General features: G+C 50.4%; 16 protein-coding genes. 2 read left to right on the top strand and 14 right to left on the bottom strand.

Annotation, left to right across the window (positions count from 1 at the left end):
• Nucleotides 1-213: 213 nt before the first annotated feature.
• The 11 genes from JET16_RS11465 to JET16_RS11415 all read right to left on the bottom strand — a co-directional run bounded on the left by JET16_RS11465 (nt 214) and on the right by JET16_RS11415 (nt 11,265).
• Nucleotides 214-393, bottom strand: coding sequence for a DNA adenine methylase (locus JET16_RS11465; protein WP_199616009.1), 180 nt, complete (start codon nt 391-393; stop codon nt 214-216).
• Between the two features lie 191 nt (nt 394-584).
• Nucleotides 585-1,160 carry a sigma factor-like helix-turn-helix DNA-binding protein gene (locus tag JET16_RS11460; RefSeq protein ID WP_325176675.1) on the bottom strand — a complete coding sequence of 192 codons (576 nt, stop codon included), beginning with the start codon at nt 1,158-1,160 and terminating at the stop codon, nt 585-587.
• Between the two features lie 174 nt (nt 1,161-1,334).
• Nucleotides 1,335-2,522 (bottom strand): GyrI-like domain-containing protein, encoded by a 1,188-nt coding sequence (locus tag JET16_RS11455; RefSeq protein ID WP_199616005.1) that lies wholly within the window; start codon nt 2,520-2,522, stop codon nt 1,335-1,337.
• 22 nt (nt 2,523-2,544) lie between these two features.
• Nucleotides 2,545-3,462 (bottom strand): VOC family protein, encoded by a 918-nt coding sequence (locus tag JET16_RS11450; protein ID WP_199616003.1) that lies wholly within the window; start codon nt 3,460-3,462, stop codon nt 2,545-2,547.
• A 3-nt stretch (nt 3,463-3,465) separates the two neighbouring features.
• Entirely contained in the window at nt 3,466-4,821 is a 1,356-nt protein-coding gene (locus JET16_RS11445; RefSeq protein WP_199616001.1) for a helix-turn-helix domain-containing protein, read from the bottom strand.
• 486 nt (nt 4,822-5,307) lie between these two features.
• Entirely contained in the window at nt 5,308-6,114 is an 807-nt protein-coding gene (locus JET16_RS11440) for a carbohydrate ABC transporter permease (RefSeq protein WP_325176674.1), read from the bottom strand.
• Between the two features lie 108 nt (nt 6,115-6,222).
• Nucleotides 6,223-7,095, bottom strand: a complete 873-nt coding sequence (locus tag JET16_RS11435; RefSeq protein ID WP_199615999.1) for a carbohydrate ABC transporter permease — start codon at nt 7,093-7,095, stop codon at nt 6,223-6,225.
• A gap of 1 nt (nt 7,096) precedes the next feature.
• Nucleotides 7,097-8,173: an ABC transporter ATP-binding protein gene (locus JET16_RS11430; RefSeq protein WP_199615997.1), complete on the bottom strand. Its 1,077-nt coding sequence runs from the start codon at nt 8,171-8,173 to the stop codon at nt 7,097-7,099.
• 76 nt (nt 8,174-8,249) lie between these two features.
• The gene (locus tag JET16_RS11425) at nt 8,250-9,617 is read right to left on the bottom strand and encodes an ABC transporter substrate-binding protein (protein WP_199615995.1); all 1,368 of its coding nucleotides are present in this window, start codon (nt 9,615-9,617) and stop codon (nt 8,250-8,252) included.
• 185 nt (nt 9,618-9,802) lie between these two features.
• A complete protein-coding gene (locus JET16_RS11420) occupies nt 9,803-10,423 on the bottom strand; it encodes a glycerol-3-phosphate responsive antiterminator (RefSeq protein ID WP_199615993.1) in 621 nt (206 codons plus the stop codon).
• A complete protein-coding gene (locus tag JET16_RS11415) occupies nt 10,423-11,265 on the bottom strand; it encodes a metallophosphoesterase family protein (protein ID WP_199615991.1) in 843 nt (280 codons plus the stop codon). Before JET16_RS11415 ends, JET16_RS11420 begins: the two co-directional genes overlap by 1 nt.
• Nucleotides 11,266-11,451: 186 nt before the next feature.
• Between JET16_RS11415 and JET16_RS11410 the strand changes: the two genes are divergently transcribed.
• Together JET16_RS11410 and JET16_RS11405 are read left to right on the top strand one after the other, a co-directional pair.
• Nucleotides 11,452-12,480, top strand: coding sequence for a carbohydrate-binding family 9-like protein (locus tag JET16_RS11410; protein WP_199616061.1), 1,029 nt, complete (start codon nt 11,452-11,454; stop codon nt 12,478-12,480).
• A gap of 2 nt (nt 12,481-12,482) precedes the next feature.
• Nucleotides 12,483-15,119 (top strand): transglutaminase domain-containing protein, encoded by a 2,637-nt coding sequence (locus JET16_RS11405; protein WP_199615989.1) that lies wholly within the window; start codon nt 12,483-12,485, stop codon nt 15,117-15,119.
• Nucleotides 15,120-15,430: 311 nt separating this feature from the next.
• Here the strand turns inward: JET16_RS11405 and JET16_RS11400 are convergent, their stop codons facing one another.
• From JET16_RS11400 to JET16_RS11390, 3 genes are all read right to left on the bottom strand, one after another.
• Nucleotides 15,431-18,196, bottom strand: a complete 2,766-nt coding sequence (locus JET16_RS11400) for an alpha-mannosidase (RefSeq protein ID WP_199615987.1) — start codon at nt 18,194-18,196, stop codon at nt 15,431-15,433.
• A 41-nt stretch (nt 18,197-18,237) separates the two neighbouring features.
• A complete protein-coding gene (locus JET16_RS11395) occupies nt 18,238-19,845 on the bottom strand; it encodes an extracellular solute-binding protein (RefSeq protein ID WP_199615985.1) in 1,608 nt (535 codons plus the stop codon).
• A gap of 93 nt (nt 19,846-19,938) precedes the next feature.
• Nucleotides 19,939-20,838: a carbohydrate ABC transporter permease gene (locus tag JET16_RS11390; protein ID WP_199616060.1), complete on the bottom strand. Its 900-nt coding sequence runs from the start codon at nt 20,836-20,838 to the stop codon at nt 19,939-19,941.
• Between the last annotated feature and the right edge of the window lie 16 nt (nt 20,839-20,854).

Genomic DNA, 20,854 nt, shown 5'->3' with positions numbered 1-20,854 from the left:
GATGGGCTGTTTATCGTCTCGGCTTTCTTTGCCTTTACGAGTTTTCGGTACCACTCATATCGTATCAACATCGATGCCTCTCTCCCTCCATCATCTATAAGTTCAAATCGCCTCGGATAATTAAAAAACTATATTTTATGAAGTGATACTCCAAATAAGCATTCATTAAAAAACATTATTTTATATTTAAAAACTTTATTTTACATTAAAAAACTATATTTTATTTGGCCGCTTCGGCTTTGCACAAGTGACCGATCCACCACCCCCGAAGACATCAACAAAACAATGGTGCTTCGGGAAAAGCGGGATGATGTGCTTACATAGGAGAAATTTACCACCAAACCACCTGATCGGGCAGTGCGTTCTTACTTCCGTTTGAATTGCGGTTGTCATACCAATCTTTCCATTTCCGGATCGTTTCAAACTCGATTCGGAAACAGGCAGGACTCATTCTGTCCTCACGCGCACAAGGCGCGAGTGCTACTTATCCCGGTTGGGAGCTCGCTGAAGGGGGGCTACATTGAACCTCAAAACGAGAGAGGGACACCGCATTAGTTTGTATCCGCTTTTACTGAAGTCGTGTTCTAATATCTAGCCTGCCATGCAGTGATTCGGTTCCCATCAGGATCATACAACTCAAAATGGCAGCCGCATTCGCCCTCATCGATAATATCTTCTGTTTGAACTCCCTTTTCTTTTAAATAGTCATGAAAATCGTTGATGTTATCGCAAAAATAAGCGGTTCGCGGAAGCGGCTTTCCACCAAGCATGTTTTGAACAACTGGAGCATCTGTCCGTAATAATTGAAGGTCGGGTTGCAGAATAGCGTGTGAGTCGAAAACTAAATCAGGTTGAAATCCTAAAACCTCCGAGTACCATATCGCAGAACTTCTTACATCCGTTACGGGAATATAAGTAAAGCACAAACGAGCAATTTTTCTAACAACTTGTTCACGGAATTCATCACCTAGTCTGTTCTCCATTAGAACGTCACCAACCATCATTAACAACTCCTTCTTTAGTTTTTCTCTACCCCTTCTTAATCTGCTTTCGATTGTATTTTTGGAGACATCAAGAAACCGAGCAATTTCTTTGGTGTCAAAACCGCTCATATAATACATAAGAATGACGACTTTGTCCTTTTCTTTCAAATCATTAATGATGTCCCAAACGACCTATTCCGCTCATTCCGAATAACAATAGCTTCCGGGGACTCCTCACTGGACATTACCTTTAGTTCATTAAGGGGTGCTAGTTTATATCTATTTCTTTTTGACGTGCAAAAATAATTAGAATCATCCCATTCATCCCAGAAAATTTGCTTTCTGTTAATACTATATATTTCGATCGTATATCACAGGTATGCAAACATCCATCACAAAATCCTCTTCGCTTACTCCCGTAACCCTCTCATGGTACGCTTCAATCGTCTCATAAAATATTTCCAATTGATATGCCAGAGGTTCTTGGTCGTTATCCGCTTTCCGCAATTGCTGGCCGTTCATATACTCCCGAACAATACCATACACATCGCCCACTCCGCCGATTTCCTTTCGTACGACCGCATATTTATTTGCCGGCACTTCAATACAATCGAATTGTTCCGGAACACCGGTGAAATCATCAACTTCAACTGCAATGTAGTATGTATGTGTTTCTTGCTCGTCTTGCGACTTTGAACACGGGGCAACGCCAAAATGAATCTCGGGATGTACGCGGTTCGGTATTTGCTCCAACTGGCCGACCAGTCTCTCAATAGCGTCGGGAATGAGCTGCCCGAAGTTCGTCAGACCGACGCACTTCACCGCCGCCAATTTTAAATCTTTGACAGTTTGCACGGAACCCTGCGCGTTCATAGCGCTCTCCCCTTTTATCGGAAAAAAGCTGCCTTGAATGACCTTCAAAGCCTGCGGCACACTATAAGGCCTGTACCCTTCAACTTCTTTCTCCTTAAACGGCACATACACATGAACAATGCTGTCATCCTCAACTACTTGAAAATGTTCGTCCGATACCTCAACCATGCAGCCTTCACCGTAATCGCCGTTTTCAAGTATCCATAGATGGAGCTTGGAATAAGTATCCCCTATACGATGAATCCCGTCCCGATGCCGGTAATACGCATACTGGGTCTCGGGCAGTTCAATCGCATGCATGCCGTCCGGAATTCGTTCGAGCTTAGACACTTCCGCCGTTACGCGGCATTTTTCCAGCCTGCTGTCGCCCGTTTCCTCGCCGATCCCGTGAATCATCAATCCGTTCCCGGTCCGATGCGGAATTTCTTCCAGTCTTTCGAGAAAAGCGGCGTGCGCTTGCGGTATTTTCACCAGCTTGTCCTCGCATATGAACGCATGCTTCGTGCCGATTGCCAGAAATGATCTCCTGACGACTTGAATTCCTCCGTCGACTTGATCGGAGTCCGCCTCCCTCCGCTCTGTTCCGGACTGTCCCGCAATCACTTTTAAAGCTCTCGGCACATGGTTCGGCTGATAATTTTCATTCGCCTTGATTCGCTGCTCCACTATGTCTTCCCCTCCGATTCTTCTAATAATCGCAATACGCCCGATCCTGGTTGACCCAAATATAATGACCGTCCGGCGTGTAAAACTTCAGATAGCCCCCGCACCCTGTAAACTCCAACTCTTCATGCATCGTACCGCCGTTTTGAATGACCTTTTCGCGCAATATTTCAATGTTTTTGGAGTGCAGCTCCAGCGCATGTTTGGGCCGGCCATCCAGCATCCAATGCATCGATCGGACGGCACCCTCCCGCACTTGTACAAGTTGAATGAGCGGTTGGTTTTCGCTTCCTTCTTTGACACGCACATACGATTGACCGGATGGATCCCGTTGAAAACCGAGCGCATTTTCGAAAAAGTCCGCCGTTCGATTCACATCCGCAACAAACATCTGCATATGCCGAAAACCGGTAATATTGGATTGGAATTTCTCATTGACGGCCGAATCCGCCCGCTCGTAAACGCCAATCATATGGCCTTCCGGATCGAGAAACGACATATATCCGTTCGAAGGCTCGCTCACAATCCGCACACCAGCTTCCCGCAGCCGGCCATTCAGTACCTGCAAACTTTTGGCATATAAAACTAATTCGAACGGACGGAACTCGGACGCAGGTGTTTGTAAAATATGAAGACCCGGGCCGATTCTCGGAACGGTGCTGACAAAAGAATTCACTTCAAGCGGCCTTTCCGGATAATCCAACGCTAATCCCATGACTTCCACATAAAACTTGACCGTCTTCTTCAAATCAATAGCCGGTAATTGGATGAGAGTCATCAAGTCGACATCCGAATCATGACCGGAAGAAGCCGCTGTCGACGCCTGCCGGGGCAAACTAATGCCCTCATCACCTGACGGCTGTCCGGCAATAACTTTGAATGCTTGCGGAACTTGGTTCGGCTTATAATTGTCTGGGTCAAAACGTTTCGCAGACTGCCCCATATTTCACACTCTCCTCATAATCGGTATATATATCTTCACAATGGAGTCGGTTTCGATATCCGTTCCTTCAAACGTATGATATTCCGCGAACCACTGCCTGTCCTCGTCCAACGTGAAGTTTTGGTTGGCGGCGATCCAACGGTGCATCTTATCCAGCACGCCGGTCAACAAACCGTATGTTTTGGTCACGCAGCATGCATATAAACCGGCTCTGAAGCTCTTCTTCCCGACTTCCCCTGAAAGTTCCGCTTCGAGGTCCGACCCTACGATGCCGTTTTCCCACCAATAGTCCTCTTCCGGATCTTGGTTGCCGTATTGAAAGGACATGTAATACCGGCCTCTCCATTCAAGTTCGCGGGCGCGGCGGGCACGTTCGAACCAACCGATTAACCGGCGTTCCGCATCCTGCTGTGCCTTGCTGCCGCAGCCCCGGCAGAAAACCGCGGCTGCCTCCTCCAATTCAACGATTTCAATCTGTTCCGGGTGCACTCTCCGCTCGACGGGAAGGTAAAGGTACATTCTCGATATTTTGCCGTTGTACGCGATAAACTCTTCCACATACTGGTGCTTCGCGCGTTCGAACGTGCTCTTCGGGAGCCATTCCGCCAACAACCGGTCCCATGCTTCAATGACGAGTTCCGGCTGCGATGCCGGCGTTTTTCTAACGGAGTAAAGTCCCCCGGGAAACTCTTCCTCTCGAAAAAAGTCCTCGTCATACGTTGCAGTTTCTCCTTCGCCGGCCATTACCATCATCCGGTAACCGTAACGCGGACTGCCTTTGTCTGCCGGAAGGTCGACGTTATGTCCGAAATAGCGCAGCTTGGAGACGTTCCATTTCAGCCGGGATATTCTTTCATACACTTTCTGAAAAGCTTCCTGCTCTATGCCTTCTTCCCGCTCCGCAACGTGCAGGAGAGTGTGCACTTTTGCCGGCCAAAGCCGGACCACCTTTACATCCGGAAACGCTTCCGATTGCTCGCGCTCTTCCACATAGGCGACCTTCTCGCGCAGACGGATCGGTTCGAAGCTGAAATAGATATCGGCTTCCCGATATGCCGCAGGGGTTAAGCCGACGATCTTTTTGAACATTTTGGCGAACGAATGGTACGATTCGAAGCCGCTGTTCCACGCAATATCCGTAACGGACTGCCTTGAATTGCGCAGATGCTCCGCGGCGACGCTCATTCGCCTTTTGCGGATGTACTCTTTCACGGGGTGGCCGGTCAATGCATAGAAAACTCTGTACAACTGCGCTTGCGACATAAACGCTTCATTTGCAACGCTTAACAGCTCGATCTCTTGGTGCAAATTTTCTTCGATAAAGTCGATCGCGCGCTGCACGGAATCCACGTAGTTCATCGGAGGGCCCTCGTTCATGATTGTGGTTGTTACTCCCAATTATATCGAATCGCCCGTGTTTGGATATGTCCGAATTTATCAGATATGAATAACTGTGGACGCTTACGGTTGGCCTCAGCGTGATACCTTTTGCAACCTCCTTGCGGGCACTATACCCATGGTTCAGAAAAAACTTGATGAGACGATCTTACTTTCTCTATATAATTGCGACTTTATGAGCCAAAGGGAGAGTGCCCGCAAGGGCATGCGAACGGTGATGTTGGGGGAGCAATGTTGGAGAGAGCTAGAGTTGGAGTGAGTTGAAGTTCGAGAGAGTGTACCGGAACGGAGGAACACAAGGTCTGAAGCTAGGGGATAGCGTGCGCAAGTGGAGACAATACGTGACGTCGGGAGGCGAAATAACAGAGGGCTCAGCCGTCTGATACGAAGGGATAGCGTGTGGGACTCAAAACGTGAAGTCGAGGGGGGAGGCTGCCCCCCGAAGACTCACTTCACGCCATTATACACAAAGGCGCGGATGATTTGCCGCTGCGCGAAGAAGAACACGATCAAGATCGGCAGCACCAAGATCAAATTACCCGCCATTAGCACGTTCCATGTAGCAACTCCTTCTACTTCGCGAATCTTCGCAATCCCAAGCGGCAAAGTCCTTGCGGCTTCATCCGTCGTCATCACCAACGGCCAGAAGTAGTCGTTCCAATGCGCGATAAAGCTGAACAACGTAAACGTGACCAAGACCGGCTTCGCCATCGGCACCATAAGCTTCCAAATAATTTTCCACTCGCCCGCGTTATCCAACCTCGCCGCTTCGATCAGTTCTTCCGCGACCTGTTTGAACGATTGCCTCAACAGGAAAATCCCGAACGCGCTCGACGCAAACGGCAAAATAAGCGCAAGATGCGTATTAAGCAGCTTCCAAGCGCTCAACTGCAAATAGACGGGCAGGAAGATCAGTTGTCCGGGAATCATCAACGTAATCATAACCAATCCGAACAATATACCCGATCCCATAAACCGATAGCGCGCAAAAGCATAGGCCGCCGGAATGATCGTCAGCATCTGCAGAACGAGAATGCCGACGGCGATAATGACACTGTTTGTGAAATATTGCAAAAACGGCCCCGAGCCCCAAGCCTCGGCGAAATTTTGCCAGACAAAGTTCTTAGGAATCCATTCGGGCGGAAAAATCATCGTCTCGGGCAGCGTTTTTAAAGAAGTCGAGAGCATCCATGCAAAAGGCAGCGCGAACACCAGCACCAGCAAAAGCAAGCCGGCCAAATTTACCGCCTGCACGGCGTAATGTACCGCTTTCCTAAACCACGCCTCTTTAGACCCGGCTTCGGACCAAACACGGCCGCTCTCTATCGCACGGTCAGCAGCTTTCAAAACTTACACCTCTTCCTAACGGTAATGAACGCGGTTCGCCAAGAGCTTAAAGTAGAGGATCGTTAACAGTCCGACGATGAAGAGCAATATGACCCCGGCCGCCGAGGCGTATCCGATTTTAAAGAACCGGAAACCGTACTGATAAATATAGTAGACCAATGTATTGGTCGAGTTGACCGGTCCCCCCTGCGTCATGATCGCAATCGTCTCAAATACTTGGAACGAACCGATCATATTGATGATGACCAGGAAAAATATCGTCGGCGACAGCATCGGGAACGTCAATTTGGCAAAGGTCCTCCAAGGCTTCGACTTGTCCAAGGCCGCGGCTTCGTATATATCGTTCGGAATGCTTTGCAGTCCCGCGATAAATACCAGAGTGTTGAAACCAATCCCTTTCCAAACGGCGACAATAACCAAAGAGATCAAAGATGTGCTGGGATGGGAAAGCCACGCCAGTTTTCCGAAACCGAACAAGCCGATGACCCAGTTCAACAAACCGTACTCCGGATCCATCAACCAGCTCCAGAGCAAGGAGATGGATACGAGAGAAATAATATGCGGACTGAAGATCGCGCCTTGCACGAATCCGTAGAATATCCCGGTTCTGTTGAGCCACAATGCGAACAGCAAAGAAATCGCGATCGTTAAGGAAACCGTCAACACGGTATAAATCGTAGAGTTTCTCAACACCTGCACAAATTCGCTGTCCTGAAACAAGTCGATAAAGTTTTGCAAACCGACGAACGTCTTGTCCGGACTGATAAAATTCCAATCGAACATGCTTAAATAGATCATGTATAGAATCGGATAAATAAAAAACAGCGAAAAGACAATGATTGCCGGCAAAACCATCCCATAAGGACGCAGCCTATCCAACAGCGCCATATTACACTCCCCCGGCCCCGACGGAAACGAGACTTCTTTCCCGTGCTTGAATGCCGCGCACCCTTTGTCCGTGCCGTTCGAAATAATAAAGATGATCGTAAGGTATTACCGCTTTAATATGGGAGGACGTCTCTAATGGAGAAAGGAACGTTTTCGCGAAAAATATTCCCGCCTTCGACTTAATCTGATATATATTTTCCGCTCCCAAGCTCTCCCGGGTGATTACCTCGCCTTCGATAACAAAGCCTTCGTTGTAGCGAGTCGATCCCAACATGACATGTTCCGGCCGGAAGCCCAAGTAACCGATGTCGGCGGGCGCTTCCAGCTGCAAGCCTTGCAATTCCCGGAAATTCAAGATGTTCATCGCCGGTGTGCCGATAAACTGCGCGGTAAAAAGATTCTCCGGATCGTTATACAGCTTCAACGGGGAATCGGCTTGCTGAATGGCGCCTTTGTTCATGACGACAATCTCGTCTCCCATGGACATCGCTTCCACTTGATCGTGAGTTACATACACGAAAGTGGTTCCCAACCGTTGATGAATTTGAATCAATTCCGTTCTCATCTGATTGCGAAGCTTGGCGTCCAAATTCGAGAGCGGTTCGTCGAGTATAAATACCTTCGGCTTCTTCACCATCGCGCGTGCGAGCGCGACCCGTTGGCGCTGACCTCCGGACAACGTTTGCGGTTTCTTGTCCAAATAAGGCGTTAAACCGACGGTTTCGGAAATATCTTTCACCAAAGCTTCCCGCTCTTTCTTCGGAACTTTTCTGTTCTTTAGCCCGAATTCGATATTTTCACGCACGGTCATGGTCGGATATAAAGCATAGTTTTGGAACACCATGGCGACATCGCGCATTCCGGGCGGAGTATCGTTCACGCACTTGTCTCCGATCCAGATTTCACCGCCTGTCTGCTTTTCAAGTCCCGCAATCATGCGCAAAGTCGTCGATTTGCCGCAGCCGGACGGCCCTACGAGAACCGTAAAAGATCCGTCTTTTATCGTAAGATTCAGATCCTTGATAACGACTTCGTCTTTAAACGTTTTCGATATATTTTTCAATTCGATCTTGGCCATGTTAATCATCTCCTCCCTCTGAATAGAGGAAGGCTAACCTCCGGTGCGGGAAGTTAGCTCTTCCTTCAGCGATTTATTACTTGCTCAACAGTTTGTTTGCTTTGTCCGCAGCCTCATTCATCGTATCCTGCGGTTTCGCGTTCGGATCGAGAATCGCCTTCTCAATCGCTTCTTTAATAATTTTCGCAACTTCCGGATACGCGTTTACCATCGGACGCGCATTGGCATACTCCAACTGATCGACCGCGACTTTAAATTGCGGATACTCCTTGAAATGCGCCTGCAATTCTTCGCTTTCCACCGCGGAGACGCGAGTCGGCAGGTAACCTGTGTATTTATGCTGATAGACGGTGTTTTCCTTCGAAGTCATCCATTTAATGAATTCCCATGCGGCTTCTTTTTCCTCATCGCTCATCTTGGCCGTCATGACCAGATGGCATCCGCCGGTCGGAACACCGTACGATTTATTCGCCGGCATGAACGAGGTCACCAATTCAAAGTTGTTGCCTTTCGCGATTTCCAAGCTTGCCGCAACACCGGCGGTCGAGCCGAACTTGAAGGCGGATAGCTGGTTGGCCCAATCTTTGTCTGCCGTTGCGCCCGCTTCGTTTCCTACCGGAATTTTGATGAGACTTTCGTTGGCAAGACGCTTCCAAAACTCCACAGGGGCAACCCCTTCAGGAGAGTTGAATGCCGCGGACTTCCCGTCTTCGGACAGCATTTGTCCGCCGCTTTGGAAAACATGCGCTTCATAAAACCAGATGTCGACCGGCATAGTGATCGCAGTCTTGCCCTTCTCTTTCAATACGCGGGCGTATTCTTCAAATTGCTCCCAGGTGCTCGGACCCGCCGGATCCAATCCTGCGTCTTTCAGCAACGTAACATTTTTATACAAGATCGGAGTGCTGCGCATGAACGGAAGACCGTAAAGCTTGCCGTCCACATAGGAGTTCCCCATAAGACCCGGAATAAAATCGTCGATGTTTACTTCCGCCGCATCCCGTTCGGCGAAAGGCGTCATATCTTCCAACATGCCCGAGCGGCCGAACACGCCGGTGGATGCGATTTCGAGGTCGGTTACCGCCGGTGCGTTCCCGGCAGCAAACGCAGCCTGTACCTTCGCATGGAGATCGTCGTATGTTCCTTGATGCTCCGCGACCACTTCAATGCGGTCCTGCGATTTGTTGAACTCCTCCACCAGATGCTTTTTCGCTTCTTCAATTTTGCCGCCCCAAGAGAACCAATACTTAATGACGATCTTTTCTTTCGCTTTCCCATCCGGTGCCGCTGCGGACTCGCTGTTCGTGCCGCCCGCCTCCGTATTGCCGCCTGCGCCGCTTGTGCCGTTCGTCTCGCTTGTGTTGTTTGCGCTGCCTGATCCGCATGCCGCCAGAGTAAATGCCATCACGAGCGCGAGTGCGAATAAACCGAATTTTTTCAACATATAAACCCTCCTATTTTTTTGAAAAAAAAGAAACCTGAATCGAACCGCGGGCTAGTTTTGCCGGCAAGCTGATCAGGTTTCTCCCAAACTCTCCAACCTATTGCTATTTACTTTTCTGTGCTAATAGTAAACAGCAAGTATTAATTCAGTGTTAAACCGGTGTTAAGATTATATGAAATCAACTTTCACACCATTTTCAAAGAATCCGATGCTTGAAATGTCTCACGCCACAGCTCATGTTTGGAGCAAGACACTGCGGTTGCGCCATGGCGAAAGCATTCTATTACATGCTTACTTTCCGACAATAACCCTCCGGTAATGATCGGGACCGATGTGAACCTCTTTACCGTCTCGATCATCTCCGGAATGCGCGCCGGCATAACCTCTATAATGTCGGGCTCTACTTGTCCGACGCTTTTCGATATGTTCTCCAGCCCTTCGCTATCAACCAGGAAGAAACGTTGAATGGTGAGCAGTCCCATTTTCTTTACTGCTTTCACAATATTTGTTTTCGTGGTAATAATCCCGGTCGGCTTGATGGCCTTAGCCATATATTCAAGGCCGTAAGAGTCGGTACTCAAGCCGCCGATCTTCTCCAAATGTAAGAAAACCGGGACTTGATGGGCTTTGAATAAATCTACGTATCCTTTGATTACTCCGATGTGTCCGGTCAACAGAAATACTCCGCTTAACCGGTCCTTCAGCGCCACTGCGGTTTCGAGGTGTTTCGGCTCTTTTATGGAAGCGACCAGCCTGTGCGAATGCAATCTTTCGAAAAATAGTTCGCCGTTGCTCTGCTTGTTCATTACCGTTCCGACGCCGCAGTAAGCAATGAGACGATGCACTCGCGTTCCGAATCCGCTCCCCGCGCATCCGGATTATGCTTGAAATGCTTCATATTCCTGTAAAGTACAGTCGCATGATCCGTTACGCCCGCTTCCGTAACATCTAAGGCGGAAATACGAATCTCCTCTTCGCCGATTTCAACCATGCGGAAACCGTGCTGATCCAGACAAGCGGACAATTGAACGAACGTCCAATTTTGCTGCTTTACTATGGAGTCGACATGAGTGTGCCCGTTAAAATAGATGCCCGCCCCATCTTTGCGGCTTAATATTCTCCACATATCTATGCTAGGATGAATCGACCCTTTATCGAGCTCGGATCTTTTCGTCGTGTTATAGACCGGATGATGCGCGAATACTAACAGCGGCTTCGTCCCCGATGCGGCGACCGTATCTTCAAACCACCGCAGCTGCTCGTCGTCGATCCAGCCGCCCCAATCGTCGTAGTCCATCTCTTTGGCCGTGTCCAAGAATACCAACACCGCCCGCCCGGCGTCAATCGCGTGATAACGAGCTTGTCCCGTAATATCGAGTACGTCCTTCCTCGTTTGCGCATACAGGTCATGATTTCCGAGAGCGTGATAGAACGTTCTTTGCTTCATTCTTAATATCTCATAGACTTCCTGAAGCTCCCGTGTTGTTCCGTAGTTGGTCAAATCACCGAGTGAAATGTGGGCGTCGGCATCCAAATCCAAGAACCGTTCCAGCAAAGTCCGGTAAAATCCGTTGCGCGCTTCGAACCAACCCGTGACCGATTCGTCGACATCGTGATAATGCAAATCTCCCATAATAACAAGCTTCATAAGTTTTTTTCCTCCCTACTGCAAAATGGTCTTGTTTCCGACTATAGCTGTTGACTATTAATCGCAGGTAAAGTGAAGATGTAGTATTTGTAAAAATTGTCGAGGTCAAGTTATACCAAAGATATGATATCGTAGTGTAAGATATATCATATAAACAATCACTTGATAAAGGACGTGACCGCCATCATCAATAAGAGCGCAGTACCGGAGCCGAACATCACATTTTCGCCGAAGCATTACTTTTGCAGGAAGGCCGGTCAACCGCATACGCTTGACGGGCGGCTCGACAAACCGTTCTGGGATCAGGCGGAGTGGAGCGGCGATTTCGTAGATATCGAGGGCGACCTCAAGCCCCGCCCCTCCAAGCGGACCCGGTTCAAGATGCTCTGGGACGATGCGAATTTATACTTCGGAGCGGAGCTCGAAGAGGATGAAATTTGGGCGACGGTGACCGATCGGGATGCAGTCATTTTCTACGACAACGACTTTGAGATATTCATCGATCCGGACGGAGACACCCATAATTATTATGAGTTCGAAATGAACGCGCTCAATACTATATGGGATCTGCTCCTTATGAAGCCGTACCGGGACGGCGGGCCGGTCGTCAACGGTTGGGACATACGCGGAATACGGACGGCGGTACATATTGTAGGCGCATTGAACGACCCAAGCGCAAACAACCGTTTCTGGAGTGTAGAAGTCGTCATGCCGTGGGCGGCGCTTAAAGAATGCGCACATGAAGGGCGTCCTCCGCGTGCGGGAGAGTTTTGGCGAATCAATTTTTCGCGAGTTCAGTGGCAAGTTGAAGTGAAGGACGGCGTATATGTAAAGAAACCCAATCCCGCAACCGGAAAACCGTACCCGGAAGACAACTGGGTTTGGTCGCCGATGGGAATTGTGAATATGCATTATCCGGAGTTATGGGGATACGTGCTGTTTACGGGTGACGATGGAGCACCCGCTCATTTTGAAATTCCGGAAGACGAGAAGACGAAATGGAGCTTGCGCAAAGTGTATTACCGTCAACGGAACTTTTACGCGGGGAACGGTTACTTCAGCAGAGATATTGATCATATGACGAGTAGTGATGATGCGGCCGGCATTACAATAGAAACGGACGCCACCGGCAAAACGTTCCTGGCGTCCGCACCCGCTTCCGACGGCCAAAGCCGGATATACATACGGGAAGACGGCAAAGTTTGGAGGGAATGACGATGGCGGTCCAAAAAAGCGGAGTACTTTCATTAGATGAAAAAACAAGAAGAGTGATTGAGGAAAAGTTCGTCTACAAACGGCAGCTGGCCAAAGCGAAGGAGAACCAATTGTTCGGCATCTTCGATCTCGCGTTGACGGCGGACGAGGAATTGGCGTTAAAGTTTTTGTACGCCTGCATGCCGTTGAACGATCTCGCGGATTACGACGGCTCGTTGTTTCTCAGCCACGTCCGGCAGACTCTGCGAATAAGAGACGTCGTTACATGGGGGCATACGGTCCCCGACTCGGTGTTTTTCCATTTCGTGCTGCCTTACCGCGTGAACAACGAAAATATAGAGGACGTTCGCGGCGTTCTGTTTGAAGAGCTGTATCCGAGAGTCAAAGGAATGTCAATGACGGAGGCCGTGCTGGAGACGAATCATTGGTGTCACGAGAAAGCCAACTATATAGGCAACGACATCAGAACGGTGTCTCCGCTTACGCTAATGCGCACGGCTTTGGGGCGGTGCGGCGAACAATCGACGTTAGCCGTCGCCGCTCTCCGAAGCATCGGCATCCCTGCCCGGCAAGTGTACACTCCCCGTTGGGCGCACTGCGATTCGAACCATGCTTGGGTGGAAGCGTGGACGGACGGCGGCTGGCACTTTCTCGGAGCGTGCGAGCCGGAGCCCCGCTTGGATCAAGGCTGGTTTCGCAAGCCGGCGCGCAGAGCGATGCTCGTTCATACGCGGGTACCCGCCAACTACCCGGGACCGGAAGAAGTGACGTTCGAACGTCCGTGGTATTCGGAGCTGAACCTGTCGAGCAACTACGCAGCCGTGAGGACAGTCAAAGTGAACGTGGCCGGCTCGGACGGCAAACCGGCGCAAGCGAAAGTGGACTTCCAGTTATACAATTTCGCGGAGTTTTCGACTGTTGTTCCGATGGTCACTGATGAGTCCGGAGAAGTGTCCGTTACCTTGGGATTAGGGGACGTTCTCATTTACGCATACGGAGATGACGGATGGGGCTTTGCCAAATGCGACGTGCGGCAAACGGATCAAGTGACGATAACTTTATCTAAGACCGCACTCACGGATCATACGATGGAGCTGGACATGGTTCCTCCTCCGGAATTGCCGGACATGGAAGGTGAGTCGATCACCGAAGAGGAGAGACGCTCGAACGACGAGCGGGTCAAACGCGGGGCGCAAATTCGCGCCGATTACGAGGCAACGTTCCTCAACGAGAAAGATGCGGAGTCGCTCGCAGCCTCGTGCTCTCTCCCGCCGGACCGCGTGTGGAGCGTACTCAAGAAAGCGCGCGGAAACAGCAAGGAAATCGCAGCTTTCCTGCGGGAACAATCGCCGGTTTACGGCGAGTGGTGCTTGCGGCTGCTTGAGTCGTTGAACGATAAAGATTTTACCGACACGTTTCGTCCCGCCCTTAAGGATCACTTAGTGCAGTCGATGCCTTTGAAAGACGAATATGACGAGGAGACATTTTGTAAATATATATTGCGTCCGCGCGTCGATTTCGAGATGATCACGCCTTACAGAGTTTACTTCCGCGTGCGGTTTCCCGGACCCGGCGGCATGGATGCTTTCCGTAACAACCCTTTGAAATTGGTGGAACGGATTCGAAACGAGATTGAAGTGATCGAAGACTTGACCCATTACAAAGGATCGGCGACTCCGGTCGGAACTTTCAATCTTAAGAAGGGCGACCGGCTGTCACGCGATATTTTGTTTGTGGCGGTTGCCCGCACCGCCGGCATCCCGGCCCGTCTGGATCCGGTCGACAAAACTCCGCAATATTTGAGCGGCGGGACCTGGGTTAACGTTTCTTTCGGAGATACGGAGGGTACCCGCGGTGCCGATGCGAGCGACAACGGCAGCGGCGGCAGTACGGGATATCTTCACTGGGTGAAGGACGAATCGAGCGGCGAGCAAGCGAAATACTTCCACAACTTTACGTTGGCCCGTTTCGAAAACGGCGCTTACAAAACGCTCTATTACGAATTCGGTAAAACCGACGTGTTCGACGAGCCGTTCGAAGTTGCCGCAGGGCATTACCGGCTGACGACCGGAACCCGGTTAGCGGACGGCACCGCGCTGGTGCGCTTCCATTTCTTTGAAATGACCGCAGGAAATCATTCGTACATTCCGCTCGTATTCCGCCAGCCTAATCTGCATATTCCGGTGATCGGGTCCGCTGAGCTGAATTTCGTATTGGAGCTTGCCGGCGGGCAAAAACGCGCCGTATCCGATCTGAAGAGCAATAACGGTATCGTGCTTGCTTGGTTTGAACCGGATCGGGAGCCTTCGAAGCATTTTATTCGGGAAATGCGGGAGTTGAAGGGCGACTGGGACGCGCTCGGAATACCGATTGTATGTATCGTCGCGGAAAATAAAATGAATGCGTCGTTCTCCCCGGAATCGTACACCGATTTGCCGGAGCTTGCCCGGTTCGGGCAAGAAGCCGCTGCGCCCGCCGGTTTGCGCTCGATTCAAGCGGCCGCCGGTTCAGAGGGCGGTGCGGATTTCCCCGTCATATGCGCGATCGACGGCGAAGACCGGATCCGGTACTATTCCGCCGGTTACAAGCTCGGGATATGCAATGAAGTTGTGAAGATTTTCAAAGCACTTGATAGGTAATTGAAAGAAAAACCATGTAACGGAAAGATTTTTCCGCTACATGGTTTTTCACAGAAAACACTATTTGCAAAGGAAAAATTTTTCCGCTGCGACCGTTCTTTCCCCCCGATTAATGATGCTTTCCAAGCTGCAGCGGAAAATAACTTCCGCTTCCTGAGACAACCCAGCAGATCAATGTTGTAACGGAAAAAGATTACCGCTGTAACCACTGAGCATCACATTTTTGCCTCTGTAGATAATGAAAAGAAACGGAATCGCATTTCCAGCGACGAAATTTTCCGTTGCAATGAGGGGGACGCAACGGTAAAAAGTCACCGTTGCGCATCCATCTCCATGCTTAACGTCACGATCTCGAAGCCTCTCACGGGAAGCCGGACAATGTTTCCACCTCCGGTAACCGCCGGAACCGCGGAATCCGCCGTCCCCTTCCTTCTCTCGAGAACATCGCTCGCGTAAACCGTCTTGCATGGGAATTGCGGCCGTACCTCCAAAACCTCATCTTCCGCCCCCGTATTAAACCACCGTGCAATGAGATCGCCAGTTTGCTCCGAAACCTTGAAGGCGGACCATGCCAACGTTTCCCCGCTCCACTGCAGCCAAGAATGCTCGGCCGGCACGGTTCCCCCATGAACCCCCGACTGCACCGCCGTCCATGGGACTTGGAATTGGTACGCTTGCGCATATACTTGCGACCGTTTCGGGTCGCCGCCGCCATGCGGAATGACCATGTATTCCAGCGTGTGCGGTCCTTGACACTGCGCTTCGGGTGTCGGAAATACGCCCCAATCGCCCAGCTCGCCGACGGCTCTGAGCAGCGTAACGGCAATCGTGTTGCGGCCGTCGCGCACAATCTCGTATTCGTTCAAGCCCTTATTGGCGATCGTTAATCCGGCCCGGCCGTCGTATAGACTCACAAACGCATGTTGATGATGGCAATTGCTCGGATTTTTCCACTCGGGCGCAGGTTCGTTGTCCCGCTCCGCGATTTCAAAGACGGAATCGGCGAAGTGCGTCGAACCGTTCAACCCGGTAGGGAACAGCACCCGCAATCTGTGATCTTTCGCCGTATTCTCGAAAGAAGTAGTAATACGCACACCTTGCGCGTGCCGATCCAGTGTAATTCTCGTCACTACCTTCACCGGGACGATGTTCTTAGATCGGCGCGACTTCCGCTGCGTGAACCAAACAAGCTCGTCTCTCTCCCGCTCAAGCAGCTCATCCGCCTGTTCCGGCACATTCAGGACGTGAACCGTTTCGAACGAGGCGCGGTACGGCGTGTTCTCGATCAGCCGTATGTCCGCGGATTGAAACTGCGTTGTAATCGGTTCGTCGCCGGCCGGCTGCTTGTACATGTATTCGTTGCCGACATCGCCGGTATTTTCATACACTCCAAGCCCCGTGAACGTATATCCGCCGTACTTTTCCGTCACTTCCAGCGTTCCGTTGTCGGCGATGTGTACCCGAATATGTTCGTTCTCCATCGTCCGTTCCGCAGTGAGCAGCCCGCCGATCTCCTCGGCTTCCCCGCTCTCCGCCGCCTCCACCCATGCATAGGCGGTATGCCCGAGTGCCGGAACGTCGACCGCTTCGAATTCAAGCTCGACCGCTCTTGCGAAATACGGCTGGCGAAACTTGTCGTCCGGCAGATCGTAACCGAACCGGATACCGAGATCTTTCACCGTGCAAGGCACGGCGTTTCCGCGGACGTCCACCAACCGGCGCGGGCCGAGGGACAGATGCTTGATGCGCCGCCGCATCTCGTCAAATCCGATTCCATCCCGGAAATAGACCCGCTCCACATCCAACCTAACCCGGACAACGCCGCTTCGCCGCCATCCGGTCGTATTCCAGACGACCAACGGCAAACTGGACTCCCCATACCGCTCAAACACCGAAGTATCGATCAACTTTTCCATATGTTCAACGCTTTGCTCCGCGATCGATTCCGCCACTTGCCGGCTTTTCTCGAAGCGGATCATCATCTCCCGGTGAACTTCATCCACGCTGCAGCCGCAAATGCTGTCGTGCGGATGATTTTTCATCAACGTCTTCCAACCATATTCGAACCAATGGTGCGGGAACTCTTTGCCGGACAAATATGCGAACGCGGCAAGCGGCTCGGCGACTTTCTCCAGCAGCGTCTGCCCCCGCTCGTTCGCCTGCTTCAAGTACACCCGGGAGGATGCCGTATTGACGAGCGTCCCCCATCCGTGCGTACGCTGGCTTCTCAGCTCTCCCTTCACGATCTGCAGCTGCCGGGGCAGATGCTCGTTAACCGAGGCAATGTACTCGTCAAAACTCGAATGCACGAAGCTTACTTCCGGAAACAACCGCGCAGCTTCAGCCAACGCTTGAGGTAAGTCCTTCTGGACGGGCTGATGGTCGCAGCCGTTCATGAACAGCAGGTGCGGCGTCGAGGCGAATTGCTCCGCCGCGGCCAACCGCTCTTGCCAGTACGCTTTCGCCTCCGCTTCTCGAACGGGAACCTCGTTTCCGTTGCTGTACCAATTGGCGAACAGAATGCCCAACACTTGCGAACCGTCGGGCGACTGCCAGAGCATCTCGGAATACGGAGATTCGTAATTTACGCTATGCTCTACCGAGTTGTTGAATCCCGTCGGCGTCACGCCTCTCCCGAACACCGCCGTCCCGATATCGGCCTGCCTTAAAATTTGCGCGGCTTGCCCCATATTTCCGAACGAATCCGGGAAATATCCCAGTTTGGATACTCTTCCGAACGCGGCTGCATCTTTATGCCCGTACAACAAATTTCTGACGTTGGCCTCGCTGCTTGTCAAAAATTCATCCTGCAGCACGTACCATGGGCCGATATGGATGCGTCCGTCCCGAATATGCTTCTCCAGCGTCTCCCGCCGGCCGGGCCGCACTTCCAAGTAATCTTCCAAGATGATCGTCTGCCCGTCGAGGTGGAATGACCGGAAACCGGGATCGTCGTCCAATATATCCAGTAAATCGTCCATTAATTTCACGAGCCGGAAACGGTGCTTCTCGAACGGAAGATACCATTCCCGATCCCAGTGCGTATGAGATATGATATGTGCTGACTTACCGCGCATGGATGCATCCTCCGGCCTGCTCAAGGGCTCTGTTATCAGGTTTAACCTTCCGCCCAACGATCGTAAGCTGCTTGGTAAATGTCAATATATTGTTGAACATTCATACCCTCGATCGTTTTTACATATTGATCCCAGTTTGATAACGGTTCTACTCCCGTAATGAATTTCGCTTCCATCTGTTTTACGTAGGATTGGAGATCGGGCGCAATCGTGTTTACGGTATCCTGTTCTTCGTCAGTCAAGTATACAAGAGGGTAGGGCACTTCCGCGTACGGTTCGATTTTTTCCTTTGTTTCCTTCTCGATGAATTGGTCGAATGCGGAAACTTCCTTTCCTTCCATTCGGGCAGTGACGGTCGGCGCCGCAATACCGTATGCAGGTGTGATCGTTCCGCGGTAGTCTTCGGAACTGTCGTAACCTTCGGGTGTGTCCAAATAGACGCGCTCTCCGTTTGCTCCCTTTTCCCACATGTATCCTTCCGGACCTTCGTTCAAATATTCCCATCCTTCTTGCGAGTAGAAATAATCGACCCACATTATGGATGCTTCGGGATGCTCGTTGTTGCTCGTAATGGAAAATGTCCCCCTCGAAATGCCCGTGCTGCGCGGGAACAACGGCTTATCGTTCACCGGACTTGTCAGCGGATGGAACATCGGATTGATCATCGATTCTTCTTCTTTTTGTCCTGTCGTAAAGAATGAATACCAGTCCGGGAACAGCCCCAATCGATTTTCTTGACCTTTTGCTTTCTTCTGCTCGCCGGATTGCGAGAACGTTTCCCGATCCAACAGTCCTTCTTGGTACAGCTTGTTCATGTACGTCAAGTATTCTTTATAGTTTTCAGTAATCGGTGTGTAGCGAACCTTTCCGTCAAGTTCATCGATTCCCCACTCTTTTAAACCGAATGCGCCAAGCAGCCACGGACGTATACTGTCCAATCCTCCCGAATCGATGAGCGGAATTTCATCCGCTTTGCCGTTTCCGTTCGGATCTTCGGTTTTAAAGCGAACGAGCAGATCATACAATTCATCCGTCGTTTTTGGCAACTGTTCGACCCCCAGCGCTTTCAGCCAACTCCCGTTATACCACATCGGTCCGCGATACCAGGGCGAAGTGGGATGTATATTAATGGAGGGCAAGGAATAAATGTGACCGTCCATCGTCGTTACCGATCGCTTGATCTCGGGCCTTTCCTCGAACCATTTTTTAATATTCGGCGCATACTCATCGATTAAATTTTCCAGCGGGATGAGTACGCCTTGCTCCCCATAATCGACTTCCATGCCCGGCGTCAAATTGGACGTGCCTGCGGCGTAAATGATGTCGGCAATATCTCCGCTGGCAAAAGCCAAGTTCAGCTTCGTCTGGAATTCGCTTAATGGCGGCGTTTCATACTCGAAATTTATATTTGTTTTTTTGGAGTACTCTTGTAATGTGGGCATGTCCCCCCATTCGGCCATGCCTGTTCCGGGCGCAATCATGGTAAGTGTAATCTCCTCATTGACAATCGGAAACCCTTCCTTATTTACTTCGGCGGAAGAAGATGAAGAAGAAGAAGATTGTTCGTTACTCGGTTGGGTGTCGCTGCAAGCCGCTAATAACAACGAAGTAATAAGAACGGTTTTGGTGATGAACAGCTTTCTTTTCATTCTGAATAAACTCCCTTCTATTGAATATTTCTTCAAAATGATAGCTTCTTACCGGGATTAACTGTGATCACCCCCTGTCAGCAATTTCCGTTTTTAACCTTTCAAAGATCCGATCAATACCCCTTTGACGAAAAAGCGCTGCAGAAACGGGTAAACGATAATGACCGGCAAGGATGAGACGATCATCACTCCGTATTTAATAATGGCCGCAAGCTGCTGTTTGGAATGCAGCGCTTCAGCGCTCGTAATATTCGTATTTTGGGATGACATCTCCTGTAATACGAGAATTTCCCTTAATACAAGCTGAAGCGGATAACTCTTGCTTTCGGATAAATAGATCAGGGCGTTAAAATATCCGTTCCAGTGCCCCACTCCGTAAAACAATGCCATGACGGCAACGATGGGCGCCGATAAAGGCAAAATAATCAGAAAAAATAATCTGAAATTGGAAGCGCCGTCGATAATCGCCGCTTCCTCCAATTCCTTCGGTATCGAAGTCTGAAAAAACACCCGTGAAACAATAATGTTCCATACCGCAGCCGCATTCGGAAGCACCATTGCCCAAACCGTATCAATCAATCCCAAGTTTCGCACAACTAAATAAGTGGGGATTAAACCGCCGCTAAAAAACATGGTCAGCACGAACATTCCGGTGAACATATTTCTTCCGTAAAAATCTTTCCTTGCCAGTGCATATGCCGCCGGAATCGTTACGGCTAAGTTAACGAATGTACCTAACACGGTATAGTAGAACGTGTTCGTGTATCCCCGCCAAATGTCGCTGTTGTCCAAAATCAGTCTGTAACCGTCAAAAGTGATATCTTTCGGCAACAGCCACATCTCTCCGGAATTTACCGTCGAAGGGCTGCTAATAGATGCGCTAATAATGTAAATTAGCGGATATAAAACAACGATTAGTGCAACGGCAAGGCAAACATATACAAAAACAATAAACACTCTGTCCGTTGCCGATTCTTTCATTGCCGGATTCATCAAGCCGGTCGCCTCC

The organism is Paenibacillus alkalitolerans, assembly GCF_016482785.1.
Taxonomy (GTDB): Bacteria; Bacillota; Bacilli; order Paenibacillales; family YIM-B00363; genus Paenibacillus_AE; species Paenibacillus_AE alkalitolerans.
Note: the sequence above shows the minus strand (reverse complement) of the source record. Positions and strands in the feature narration are given on the sequence as shown.

Coding starts and splice junctions, on each gene's coding strand:
- JET16_RS11465 (WP_199616009.1), bottom strand. CDS start 393: ATGACAACCGCAATTCAAACGGAAGTAAGAACGCACTGCCCGATCAGG.
- JET16_RS11450 (WP_199616003.1), bottom strand. CDS start 3,462: ATGGGGCAGTCTGCGAAACGTTTTGACCCAGACAATTATAAGCCGAAC.
- JET16_RS11445 (WP_199616001.1), bottom strand. CDS start 4,821: ATGAACTACGTGGATTCCGTGCAGCGCGCGATCGACTTTATCGAAGAA.
- JET16_RS11435 (WP_199615999.1), bottom strand. CDS start 7,095: ATGGCGCTGTTGGATAGGCTGCGTCCTTATGGGATGGTTTTGCCGGCA.
- JET16_RS11430 (WP_199615997.1), bottom strand. CDS start 8,173: ATGGCCAAGATCGAATTGAAAAATATATCGAAAACGTTTAAAGACGAA.
- JET16_RS11425 (WP_199615995.1), bottom strand. CDS start 9,617: ATGTTGAAAAAATTCGGTTTATTCGCACTCGCGCTCGTGATGGCATTT.
- JET16_RS11420 (WP_199615993.1), bottom strand. CDS start 10,423: ATGAACAAGCAGAGCAACGGCGAACTATTTTTCGAAAGATTGCATTCG.
- JET16_RS11415 (WP_199615991.1), bottom strand. CDS start 11,265: ATGAAGCTTGTTATTATGGGAGATTTGCATTATCACGATGTCGACGAA.
- JET16_RS11405 (WP_199615989.1), top strand. CDS start 12,483: ATGGCGGTCCAAAAAAGCGGAGTACTTTCATTAGATGAAAAAACAAGA.
- JET16_RS11400 (WP_199615987.1), bottom strand. CDS start 18,196: ATGCGCGGTAAGTCAGCACATATCATATCTCATACGCACTGGGATCGG.
- JET16_RS11395 (WP_199615985.1), bottom strand. CDS start 19,845: ATGAAAAGAAAGCTGTTCATCACCAAAACCGTTCTTATTACTTCGTTG.
- JET16_RS11390 (WP_199616060.1), bottom strand. CDS start 20,838: ATGAATCCGGCAATGAAAGAATCGGCAACGGACAGAGTGTTTATTGTT.